Origin of the sequence: Pseudoalteromonas sp. Hal040, assembly GCF_037162425.1 — a bacterium.
Lineage (GTDB): Bacteria > Pseudomonadota > Gammaproteobacteria > Enterobacterales > Alteromonadaceae > Pseudoalteromonas > Pseudoalteromonas gelatinilytica.
The window spans coordinates 34442-46565 of sequence record NZ_JARLUU010000001.1 but is presented as its reverse complement, the minus strand read 5'-3'; the positions used below and the strand labels follow the sequence as shown (position 1 = coordinate 46565).

The 12124-nt window shown below is 37.0% G+C and carries 11 protein-coding genes and 1 pseudogene; 3 read left to right on the top strand and 9 right to left on the bottom strand.

The genetic code is table 11. The features are described 5' to 3' along the window. Window positions 1–76: 76 nt before the first annotated feature. Both P4S60_RS00210 and P4S60_RS00205 read left to right on the top strand, forming a co-directional pair. Entirely contained in the window at window positions 77–2572 is a 2496-nt protein-coding gene (locus P4S60_RS00210) for an alpha/beta hydrolase family protein (protein ID WP_337114595.1), read from the top strand. Between the two features lie 165 nt (window positions 2573–2737). Next, window positions 2738–3442, top strand: coding sequence for a response regulator transcription factor (locus P4S60_RS00205; protein WP_063701510.1), 705 nt, complete (start codon window positions 2738–2740; stop codon window positions 3440–3442). Between the two features lie 8 nt (window positions 3443–3450). Here the strand turns inward: P4S60_RS00205 and P4S60_RS00200 are convergent. Continuing rightward, a pseudogene (locus P4S60_RS00200) lies at window positions 3451–4143 on the bottom strand (ATP-binding protein); the annotation flags it as partial. A 388-nt stretch (window positions 4144–4531) separates the two neighbouring features. Here P4S60_RS00200 and P4S60_RS00195 point away from each other — a divergent pair. Further along, window positions 4532–5161: a nucleotide-binding protein gene (locus tag P4S60_RS00195; RefSeq protein ID WP_337114594.1), complete on the top strand. Its 630-nt coding sequence runs from the start codon at window positions 4532–4534 to the stop codon at window positions 5159–5161. A gap of 418 nt (window positions 5162–5579) precedes the next feature. Here P4S60_RS00195 and P4S60_RS00190 read toward each other — a convergent pair whose 3' ends face one another. The 8 genes from P4S60_RS00190 to P4S60_RS21505 form a co-directional block, all read right to left on the bottom strand. Beyond that, entirely contained in the window at window positions 5580–6476 is an 897-nt protein-coding gene (locus P4S60_RS00190; RefSeq protein ID WP_337114593.1) for an HNH endonuclease, read from the bottom strand. Continuing rightward, a complete protein-coding gene (locus tag P4S60_RS00185) occupies window positions 6469–6735 on the bottom strand; it encodes a hypothetical protein (protein ID WP_337114592.1) in 267 nt (88 codons plus the stop codon). The genes P4S60_RS00190 and P4S60_RS00185 overlap by 8 nt, the downstream gene beginning before the upstream one ends. A 74-nt stretch (window positions 6736–6809) precedes the next feature. Next, the gene (locus P4S60_RS00180; RefSeq protein WP_337114591.1) at window positions 6810–8102 is read right to left on the bottom strand and encodes an AAA family ATPase; all 1293 of its coding nucleotides are present in this window, start codon (window positions 8100–8102) and stop codon (window positions 6810–6812) included. Window positions 8103–8137: 35 nt separating this feature from the next. Beyond that, window positions 8138–9856, bottom strand: coding sequence for a DUF2326 domain-containing protein (locus P4S60_RS00175; RefSeq protein ID WP_337114590.1), 1719 nt, complete (start codon window positions 9854–9856; stop codon window positions 8138–8140). Further along, the gene (locus tag P4S60_RS21510; protein ID WP_442961470.1) at window positions 9847–10074 is read right to left on the bottom strand and encodes an ABC-three component system middle component 6; all 228 of its coding nucleotides are present in this window, start codon (window positions 10072–10074) and stop codon (window positions 9847–9849) included. The genes P4S60_RS00175 and P4S60_RS21510 overlap by 10 nt, the downstream gene beginning before the upstream one ends. Beyond that, window positions 10074–10895 (bottom strand): ABC-three component system protein, encoded by an 822-nt coding sequence (locus P4S60_RS00170; protein ID WP_337114589.1) that lies wholly within the window; start codon window positions 10893–10895, stop codon window positions 10074–10076. Before P4S60_RS00170 ends, P4S60_RS21510 begins: the two co-directional genes overlap by 1 nt. 687 nt (window positions 10896–11582) lie before the next feature. Further along, window positions 11583–11810 (bottom strand): hypothetical protein, encoded by a 228-nt coding sequence (locus tag P4S60_RS00165; protein WP_337114588.1) that lies wholly within the window; start codon window positions 11808–11810, stop codon window positions 11583–11585. A gap of 104 nt (window positions 11811–11914) precedes the next feature. Then, window positions 11915–12115, bottom strand: coding sequence for an excalibur calcium-binding domain-containing protein (locus P4S60_RS21505; RefSeq protein WP_442961761.1), 201 nt, complete (start codon window positions 12113–12115; stop codon window positions 11915–11917). Between the last annotated feature and the right edge of the window lie 9 nt (window positions 12116–12124).

Here is a 12124-nt window from a genome sequence, read left to right as displayed (position 1 = left end):
CAATCTAACGCAGAGCACTTTTTGGGTAATTTGCAGCGTGCTATATTGGTTTAAATTACCTTCAACAGGCGAAACTATGACACTTTCAACTACTTGGCTAAGCCAATCAGCCAAGCTAAAAACAACATTTAGTGCATTAGCGTTATGTGCGTTAAGTAATACAGCGATGGCCGCTGCCATTGATAAATCAGCGGTGCAATTTATTGGCCCTCTTGGCGAAGATATGCAACTTAAGCCATATCAAACGGATCATCGCGATGCCATTATTGCTAACCTATTACCTAGCTTGCAAAAAAGCGGCGATAGCATACGCGTATTTGGCAATGAGCTTGACTGGCAATCATTCGACAAAGTGAGTGCGCTAACACTTGGTGGTTTACAGGCACTCAAATTTACCGCCTCAACTGCACGCTTTAGCCAAGGCTCATTAACGCTTAAAGGCATTGAAAACGCGCAGCTATTTATTGATGGTGAAAAGCAAACAGAAAAAAATAAAAGCTATGAGCTAGCTTTAAGCCAAGGCGATCACCAATTTGTTATCATCACTGAGCAAGTAGCTAACTGGAATGAGGTTGAGCTTGATTTTACGGCTAAGTCTGAGCTAGATGCAGTGCAATTTAGTGCTAAACAACAACACGGTTTGTCGGCTAAGCAATTATTCGATGCGCCAACGGTCAGTTATATTTCAATGGCACCAAATGGCGATTACTTCATTACCAGCCAACGTCATTACGAAGATGCAACCGCTAATCAAGCGCAATATGTTACTGAGCTTAAAGACGCAAAAAGCAATACGCTTTATCGCTTTGAATCAGCCCAACCGAGTAACATTACTTGGAGCCCAGACAGCAAAAGCTTAGTGTATTTATTAAATGGCGAGCTTAAACGTTTAAACCTAAAAACCCTACAACTTAGCGTCATTGCTAAAAACCTCGCGGGTGCAAATGGCTTCCAATTTTTTGATAACAACAGCTTAATTTTTAGTTGGTCGAAGTCTCCAACAGACAATGGCAAGCTCACTAAACATTATCAAGGCCTGCAAGACCGTTGGTCTTATGCTCGTACCACGTCGCAAGTCTATTTACTCGATATCGCAACTGGTCTAAGCAAAATCTTAAGCCAAGGCCCGCTTAGCCATTCACTTGAAGATTTTGACGCTAAAAGCGGCCACGTTTTGATGAGCCGCTCAGCAAAAGCAATGCAGCTATCACCACAGCCTGCAACAGAGCTTGTTGAGCTAAACCTAGCTTCATCGGCTATCACGGTACTTGGTCAATACAATACCTTTAATCAAGCTAAATATACTGACGATGGAATTTATGTCACTGCCGGCCCAGATTTTAACAAAGGCTTAGGTCGTAACCTTCCTGAAGGGATGCTTGCGAATAACTATGACGGCCAACTTTATTTGCTAAGCCGTGACGGTAAAAAAGCCAGCGCTCTGAGTAAGGAGTTTAACCCAGCTATCGGCCAGTTAAATGTGCTTGAAAACGGTGATGCGCTTATTAAAGTTACCGAGCAAGATACTGTACAACTTTATCAATTCGACTTAAGCAAAAAGCGTTTTAATAAAGTGAATACGGGCTTTGATGTTGTTGAGCAAGTTAGCTATTCACACGAACGCACCCCGCGCATTTTGGTTACCGGTACCACAGCGTCAACACCTCAGCAGTTAAAGCAACTAAGCTTAGGTAAGAGCCGCGCTAAAACTGTGTGGGACTCTAAGCCAATTGGCTATGAAAATACGCAAGTAGCCTCATTGGAAGAGTTTAACTTTACTAACAAGGATGGCATTGAAATTAAGGGTCGCGTTTATTTACCCCATGATTTAGATAGCAATAAACAATATCCTGCGCTGGTTTATTATTATGGCGGTACATCGCCAGTAACTCGTGGTTTTACCGGTCGCTACCCATTTAACCTATGGGCTGAGCATGGCTATGTTGTTTACGTTGTACAACCTACTGGCGCAACCGGCTTTGGCCAAGAGTTCTCGGCTAAACACGTCAACGCATGGGGTGAATACACCGCCAACGACATCATCGACGGCACAAAAGCCTTTTTAGATAAATATAGCTTTGTAGATAGTAAGCGTGTAGGTAATTTAGGAGCCTCTTACGGTGGCTTTATGACCATGCTACTCGCAACTAAAACGAATATGTTCAGTGCATCGATTGCTCATGCTGGAATTTCAAATATCACCTCGTACTGGGGCCAAGGTTGGTGGGGTTACTTATACTCAGCTGAGGCATCTAAAAATAGCTACCCGTGGAACAATCCAACACTTTATAGCCAACATAGCCCGGTGTTTCATGCTGACAAAGTAACAACGCCGCTATTACTCCTTCATGGTGATTCGGATACCAACGTACCAGTTGGTGAAAGCCACAATATGTACACCGCATTAAAGTTATTAGGTAAAGATGTTGACCTGATTGAGTACAAAGGCGCAGATCACCAAATTTTTGCTCGTGATAAACGTTTCGACTGGTGGAATACCATGCTGGCTTATTTCGATAAAAACTTAAAAGATCAGCCGCAATGGTGGCAATACCTTTATCCTGAAAAGTAGTTTAATCCCTTGGCTGGGCACTGTGTGAGTGCTCAGCTGTCATTCTTTTCAACTATCGCTAAGCCATTAAATTGTAAGAAATAGTTACAAACCTCGCTATGACACTTCTCAGCCTTTGCCATACAGTGCTAACATAACAACAAATCAAGTGTGAAATTAAAGCGAATGACTATTCAAGTTTTATTGGTTGAAGACGACGAACTACTCGTTAAGCGCATTCTTAATCATTTTAAAGAAACTGAGTTTAATATTGAGGTAGATTCTACGGGGGCCGATGCATTAAGCATTGTGCAATCGCGTGCGTCATCAAAAGAAGCAATTTCTTTAGCCGTTATCGACATTGTGTTACCAAAACGCGATGGACTTTTGCTTGCCAAAGAACTTAATGCACTGACGGATATTGGCGTTATTGTGCTATCTAGTCGTGACTCGCAAGCTGACCGTATTGCGGGTCTTGCACAAGGTGCCGATGACTACATTTGCAAGCCGGTTGACCTACTTGAACTTGAACTGCGAATGCGCGCTCTTTTTAAGCGCATAAAAGGCTCTCAGCAAGATGATGAGAGTGAAGAGTTTATTGAATATGCCGACTTTAAACTGCACCCAGATAACCGCACCTTGATCACCCCTAATGGTGAAGAATCACGTCTGACCGAAGCAGAGCACAAGGTACTTATTTGCCTTATTGCAAATGCCGGTAAAGCGACATCACGTGAAAAAATTTCCGAAGAAATTGGTCAGCCTGACTGGAGCCCAAGCGATCGTACCGTTGATGTACTTATTGGCCGCTTACGTAAAAAACTCAGTGATGAAAAAGACCAAAAGCGTATCGTAACCGTTCGCGGTAAAGGCTACATGCTGTCTATTTAGCAAGCTTGCTAGTACTGCGTTAATTGGCTAATTAACCGCTCAAAGGCGCGATAATTCAGCGCCTCTTTTAATTCACTTAAGGTAATTGCAGGCTGTGCTTTCAAGTCGCTAATAGTGCGTGCCACCTTGATAATGCGATGATACGAGCGTGGTGATAAGGCCAGTTTTTCACTGGCTTTTGCTAAAAACTGCAGCTCAGTTGCTGCCAACTCACAATGAATACTCATTTCTTTATTGTTCAAGCGCGCATTCACTTTGCCTTGTCGGTTAAGTTGAATTGCATAAGCTCTTTCAACTCTGGCTCTTACTTGTTCACTGCTTTCTTCTACTTGCGTGCTCTGTAATTGACTACTGGTGAGTCGCGGCAGCTCAATTTGTAAATCAATCCTATCGATAAATGGTCCAGACACCCGAGATAAGTACCGCAATACTTGATCTGGCGTTGCACGTTTATCGGTATGGCTTCCTGTGGGGCTAGGGTTTAACGCGGCGATTAGCTGGAATTGCGATGGAAATTCCATTTGTCGCGCCGCTCGCGATATAGTCACCACGCCCGTTTCCATTGGTTCACGCAGTGAATCGAGCACCTTTCTCTCAAATTCGGGCAGCTCGTCTAAAAACAATACGCCATTATGAGCAAGGGAGATTTCCCCCGGTTTAGGGTTCGAAGAGCCACCGACAAGAGCAACAGCAGAGCAAGTAGGACGTTACAGGCAAGAAAAAAATTAATGGACAAATAAAGTTATTTTAAAACAATCCGCTGCTTTATTTTAACTAACTTTCGTGTCCATCTTATTTGTTTGAATTACGGTTAATAGCGACACTTTATGTCTACATAATTTTGAAGTGTTTTTTCTATTACAATTAGCCTAAATTTTGAAAGTAGCATCAATTAAGCACTCCAAATGAAGATGTAGGCTGATTTCTCGATTAGAATGTCAGTTAAAACCTCTTTGCCCAATTAACGACTAATTACTGCCTCATATTCAAAACTGAGAATCGAAGATTTCAAAAAAAATATTAATAGGTTACCTTATTAACACTACATCATGGGCGATGTAGGTAAAAATTAATGAATGAGAGATTACCATGAAGAAACGCGTATTTATTGCATCGTCCGTTGAAGGGCTTGATGTTGCTTATTCTATACAAGAAAACCTGGACTATGATTTTGAAGTGACAACGTGGCCTCAAGGAGTATTTGAGCTTTCTAAAGTAACAATTGAAACCTTGATAACAAAAGCAAAAGAATCTGACGCAGCTGTTTTTATTTTTACTCCTGATGATGATGTAATAGTTCGTGGAGAGTCAAAGGGAAAGGTTAGGGACAATGTAGTTTTTGAGTTGGGGTTATTCATAGGGGTTTTGGGTCTAGAAAGTTGTTTTGTAGTGAAACCAAGATCATTCTGTGAGTTGAACTTACCAACAGATTTGCTTGGATTATCAGTCGCAGACTATGAAGATAAACGAACGGATAAGAATTTAGTGGCAGCTCTGGGACCTGCGGCTTATAAAATAAAAAGAATATTAACCCCTAATATTACAACAAGAACAGAACAAAAAAGTGATTTATTCGAAATTTTGACTAGCGCCCCACTAAACCTTTTTTTAATCCTCAATTTAAACAATCAAAGCGTATTGTTTTTTCGAAAGACGGTTTTATTACAGAAGGTAATAATAAAAATGAGCATAGATGGCAAATTGTCGGTGATAAATTAGAAATACTTCAGCTAGATGGTAATGTACATAGTAGATTCTCCTATGATAACGAAAGAGATGTTTTTGAATGCACTGATGATGAAGATATAAACTGTATACCAGGCCAATATATTTTGTTAAACAACTCTTACTCTTCGATAGCTATGAATCACTTTTAAATTAAACCTAAAAGAAGGCCCTGATTTATGGATAGAACGTATTCAAAAAGTATTAATAATTAAATTAGAAAGCTTCTAAAACTTATAGTCTTCTTTTAATTAGCCAGACTAGCGCTTCGACTATTTATAGTTTCTTTTTATTGGAACAGTGAAGAACACAGAAAAGTAATTAAGAAAAAATTCTAATTAATTAAAATTTTACACTTGAAATTTAATATTTTCAGGCGGCAGTTTGAGATTAAAAAGTGTTCGAAATAAATCTATATCATACTTTTTGTCTCATTGCGCCTTACACCTGAACAAAACCAGTGACTTCGAGATAATGCTTCAAACATTACTCTTACTGGCGAATTCTTATTCGGGCGAGATTTTGCTGATTCAAGAAAGTCTTCTTTTATACCCTTTGGGGTGCGCTTATATTTATTTATGGCCCTATCAACGTTATCAACTGCCGTGAGAAGGTGCGAGCTTACAAACGTTGAAAATTTAACTGCAAGTTTAAAGCTATGAAAATGCTCTTCAATTAAAGCAATGTCATCAACCGACCAAGAACGAGGAGGATTTACATAATATCTGAGCCGAACTGGTACTTCCTCAATAACTTCAGCACATAACCAGTTTTCATTATAAAACTTCTCCTCACTAAAGTAAGGATGTAAAAAGTGATCTTCCTTTTTAGAAAAGACTGAAGTACCTTTCCCTCTGTTACAATCATTACAAGCAGGAATTAAATTCAACGGTTCAATTGAAAGTGCTGGGTATCTAGATTTAGGTAAATAATGATCTAATGAGGAAACTGTACCAACAAGACACATAGAACATTGTTCTTTAGATGAGATAAATATTTTGTCGTAAACAGCTCTAGCGCGAGTTCCCTTTTTAGAAAAGTAATTTTTATATAAGTCAACAAGTTCGTTTTTAGTTAATTGACAACCCCTTATTGGTAAAACACACTCTCCCCTAGCAATAGGCATAGCGATAAAAAAATGTAATTCCTTAGCTCTCGATCTCATTTTATAAGTTGATGATTGCCCCAATAAAAATATCTTATCTTGCTCTAATCGGTTCCTATAATAATGCTTATTAGGTGCGATATCTGAGACGCATAAATCAAAACACTCAGAAACAGTTTCTTTAATAGGCTCCAGTTTAATCACGTGAATAACCTTTCTCATCCAACATTGAGCGAAGAATCATCATTCCTTCATTTCCTAAACTACCTTCAAAAACACCATGGTAGATACGTTCAAAAGACATATTCGATTTCACTGCTTCTTCAATAACAGTAATGTAGCCAGATTTTTCAACATCTAAGCCAAATACCTCACGAGTAAGTACTCCAACATTTTCACCGAAAGTTTCAATTTCAGGCCTTGATATTACATATTCAGCGTTGTACCTGATAATTTTCCACACGCAAGTTCTTGGGATCTCTTGTAAAACAACTGGTGAATGCGTAGCAATTATAGAGGCTCCGTTAACCTCATTCATTAACCATGAAAGAGTTCGAATAAAAGCTGATAATAAAGGGGGTGGAGATGACTTTCTGGCTCGTCTATGAGCACTAAACTTTTCTCATCAACTTTTGATATCAAACTAAATGTTGTCATTAAAACAATTGCATGACCTGAACTCATATCCGGCAGTAAGTTCAAAAATTTTTGAGTAAAAGTTTTTCTAAATTTTTTATCTATTTCAACTGGATCTATAATAGCTCCAACCTCTTCTCTCATAAAGTCATTGAAAATACAGTTATACTCATCCCATAACGTCTCTAGCCCAAAAGACTTTATACTGTAATCTGAACTCAGTAGCTTTACAGCATGCCAAAACCTATCTCGCTTTTTATTATCACCATTTAACAAGCTCTCTGCATTGTGAAAGCAATCAAACAAGCTCTCGCACATTTCAATTCGCCGCTCATTTAGAGTTTTAAGCTGTCCGCTCCCTGGTTTCTTTAATCCAATATAAGAGTAACATGTACCTTTGGAAGGATCTCGTTGCTCTAATGGTGGAGCTTCTAAGTCAAATGAACTAAAAGATACAGAAACTATACTGCTAAAATAATTTTTTGGGATTGGACGTAGAGGGGTTGCCTCTAAATCTAGAATATGGGATAGACTCTCTCGAGGGCTTAATGCAGTACGAACAATTTTATTTAATAGAGTTGTTTTACCTGTTCCATTCCGACCAATCAAAGCATGAACATTTGTAGTTAAGCTGGGTTGTGGCTTTTTAACAACTTTGAATTTTAAGAGTTTGTTACCAAACTCTCCTAGAGTTGGATGAAAAGCAAAATGAAAAGAGATATTACTATTATCACCATAAAGAAAGCGCTTATACTTACCTTCAATAACCGAGATAGAGGCTTCTCTTAATAGAGATATTTTAAATACTCGCTCATTTTCAACTTTCTTAATAAGTTCTGAATTAAATACAACATCTCTAAGAGCTACCATTAGCGTATTTCTAAAGCTCTCATTCAAAGTAGATAAGTTATGATAGTATTCAGAACCAATCCCCAATGAGAAAAACGAACTTGGCAATTCCTCTATGAGGCTAAGTTTTCTAAGAGCTTGTTCTGTGCTTTCTTGCTCAGTTTGTCCAAAAAAACCTATTTTTACACCACCTATTTTATGATAAGTGCCGCCCTCATCGTGTATGGATAGATAGAAAGATGTAATAAAAGAAAAGTCATTCCAATTATCAATAATCAAATAGCAAGTATTTGCACCTGAGGAAGGTATGTCTTCGCTTCTATTTAAAATTATAAATCGCAGCATTTAATAGTCCTTTAATTATTGCCTAACTGATACTGCTATATTTTAAACAGTTTATCACTTTGCGAAAGTGACAGAACTTGATATTCCGGCTTATCTACTGATTTAGGTAACTTATCTCTCAAAATAGGCACTACAAATTGACAATTGGCATTTACAGCTTCCTTTACAAAACCTTCAATCTGATTATCATCAACTACTTCCATTTGATCATGTAAAATAAAGTGGAGACACTTAATACCGATTTTTTCTGCAAATTTAACGTATGCAATATCAAATGCAGCAATCTCACCTTTCTTTTTTCCTGTTCCTGTTTGCCCATCAAGTGAATCTATATATAACTTGTAGAAATGCTGCTCACTATTTCTCTTTTGTTCAAACGTTGCACTCATCGCAAACTTTTCTCCATACAAATTATTTGAAATTTCAGAGAAGTAGCGGTTAAATATTGTAATTCTGTCCTGAATTAATGCATCAAATGCATAAATAGATTTGTCTATATTAGAAAGCTGATTATCAATTTTTAATAAAGTATTTTTAGAGTTAGTAAGTTGTTCTAACCTTTCTTCAAACTTTCCCTTTTGTTCAAAATTACTATTTAATTCAGATATAACATGTTGTAACTCATCCACTGTATCTGACTTTTGTAGTTTATCGACTAGCCTTTTCTCTTCTACTAAATAAGTCTGAATTTCGGAATTCAATCTGGCTAAGCTTGAATTGACCTTTGGGAGCTCGTCAGCAACAAAATGCATCTTTTCGCGTACCATTTTATTATGGAATTCAACTGTTTCATCATATGTTTTCTGCAAATCAGGTAACAAGATCTCTGCTTGTGCATATATGTCAGCTAATTCTTTAGCTTGGTTATCAACTAGATCTTTCTTAAGTTCTGAATAACTCTCCTCTATTAACTCTCTTCTTAAATCGAGTTGACTTTGTTGGGTATATAATGAATTCAACTTAGCTCTTGCTTTATTCAAAAGTGTTAGGTCTGATTCATACTGTTCGTTAAGATTGAAATTATCTTTCTTGATTTCTAAAACTCGAATATCATGTTCTACGATTTTGAGAAATTGCTTTAACTTTGATTCACTAGTTCCATCAAACAAACGGTTATACAGCTTTTCCTCTAGTGCTCTTTCCTCTAATAATAACCTTTTTCTCTCAGAGTCAGGATATTCAACTCCTAACCAGAAAAGATACAAAGCTTCATACTCTTCTAATTTACCAAAACTACCTAGCACCCTAACTGTATTTTCTAAACGCTCAGCCTCGTCACGTATATTTTTAGCTTTTAATTGTTTGAAGGTTGGCTTTTCCTCATCAAAATCAAATATTTGTTTCTTTAACTCCATATCAAAATCCTTAGCCAAGACGGGCTGAGAATTTATTTCTAAGATCTTTTTCGAACCTGATAAGAAATTTCGACATATAGTCAATTCTCTAGATAGAGGATCTTCTAAGTTTTCCTGTAGTTTCAACGTTACTGTTACATTTTCCTCTATCAAAAAATTTTTGACTGACTCATTAACATTATTCTTAAACTCTTTACTCTGATAAATTTTCTTATCACTTCCGTTTAAGCAGAAATCTATCAGCCTCAGAACCGTTGTTTTTCCAATATTATTGCCAGAAACCTTTCCGTCACCAGAAGAGGATTTTGTTTCATCAACAATGAAGTTAACCCCTTTATGAAAAACGATATTACGAATTACATGAGAATCACATTCGATAAGTAACGAGCTCAAGAACATTGTTCAATCCAACCTTTCTCTGATTTGATAGCCCCTAATAAAAAAAGCCAATCTAGTGTATGTATAAATAGCTTTATCGAAACCTTCTCATTTTTCTTTAGCTCTTGGTATGCTTCAAAAAAATCTGATTTACCACCATTTCTATTCAGTATTTCTAGAGTCCTTGCCCCAAGATAGTAAAGCTGGAATTCGGGGTGTATATTTTGACTAATAATCACTACTTTTTTGGCTCCTCTAAGATTTTGCAACGGAGAAAGCCGTCAACAACAAGAATAGAGAGAGCAAACTCAACATCATCATAAGCTATAGTTGGATCATTGTTGGCACTTTCATCGATCCTTTCGTGTAATTTTCTTTTCACAACATCAATTAACTTATCAGCATTATTTTGTATGTTCACTAGGGACTGTTCAGCTCCTAATAGTTCACCTTTGGCCACCACATATATATGTTTAATTGCCCTAAGCACACCTTCCTTCTTAGGACTTCCGCTTTTTTCTAATTCTGAATACAACGCATTAATTTTACCTTGATAAACTCGATAGTTTTCCAATAAAGAGACATTAGTCACAACTTTATTGTGAGCAATTTTATCTTCAATTGAGAAAGCATTCTTTACCGGCTCCTCTTCAATGCCATCTATATCTCCATCCAGTATTTTATTCATTATGTCAGTCAATAAAGAAGGCCTATTATTTAGAGGTCGCTTATTTGAAGTTCGTAGCTCCATTTCTTGTTCATGCTTCTTCTTCATTAACTTTAACTTCTCAACAGTATATGTTTCGACATCATTGGTGATATCATGATGACGCACACATAGTAAAATCAAGTTATCATAATCAGCCCTTTGTGGATTCGACATGTTCTTATTCCACCGTTCTCCTCCTGCTTTGGCAGCCTCTATGTGGCAAATATTGGAATTTTTTGCTGAATATTCATCACTCATTACCTCATCACAATCTGGAAATGAGCAGCGGTTACATGCTAATCCAAACAACCTTTTGAGTGTTTTATCTGTATAATCCCTAGGCCCAGACATATTTAGAACCCTTTGTAATTATCATAAAATTCCCTATTTATTTTTAAACCCTAGACAGCACTTTTAAAGTAAATGTACTAACCCTAAGATATGGCATAGCTTTTCTTTTTCTTCTCTAGGGCATTGCACCAACATCAACAAATTTAAACCGTTGTTATTTCAGACATATTTTTCAAGCCGGGCTTGTTTATTTTATTATTGTCTGCTTAGCATATTTTACACTATAAGATTGCCACATATATATGAAAGCATAAGAAAATAGTAAAAACTAGTAACCAAATTGTTCACTTATGGCTTTTAGCCTTTGTTATCAAATTGATTATCGAAACAAGTTTAAAATTTAGAGCGTTTCATTTTTAATTTTACTACTGACTTTTAACAATTCATCACTCTCAAATATCGTAGAAATTAAAACACATGAAACCCTTGATAAAGTATTTACGGCAATGCATGGCTAGAAGTGACTAAACGGAAGAGTTCTTGCGTATTAATTAACCCCTAGCTTTCACTAAATCGTTTTTTAACTCAAAATAATGTGATTTCTCAAACTTAGAGGAGCTAGTGAATCACCACTTATATGCGAATGCCGTTTTAAGAGGTTACACGAGATTTTTCTATAAAATTGATTACCTCAGCTTTTGGTTAACGTTGGTAAACAGCTAGAATAGTGGATTTATAACTAAGCGTTTATTCAAAATCTTTGGGGTTAAGTTCTACTACACGACATAAATAGCCATGAGCTTTAATTTGTTCATCATTTAAAGATTGATCTGAAAACTTTTCAAGCTTAATCAGGCGCTTATCTTTCATAAGTGTACATTGCAAAATGTCACCAATTTTTAATTTGTTTTCTTCATTGAAATCTTCGTCAGGGGGCAAAGGAATAGCCCCGTTTTTACCAACAGTTACAATCATAATTTAACCTATGTTTACAGCGTGTCGATTCAACGTTTAGCTTTAATTTTGTTACCTCCAAAATATTTGAAAGTGAAGAACGATAAATAATGTGAGAAGCAGCCTTACTCACAAACAATACCATCACCATCGCTATCGTTCATATAACTGTAAGCAGGGTGCTTTGATGAAACAGGTGCAATACCATGCGCTTTCGCTTCTGAGCACGTTATCCGTCCATTGCTATTTGTATCATATAAATAGAGTACATCCGGACTTCTTGAAGCATCAGAATGGCCGGTACTTTGAACTTGATAAAAAATCATCTCAAAGCT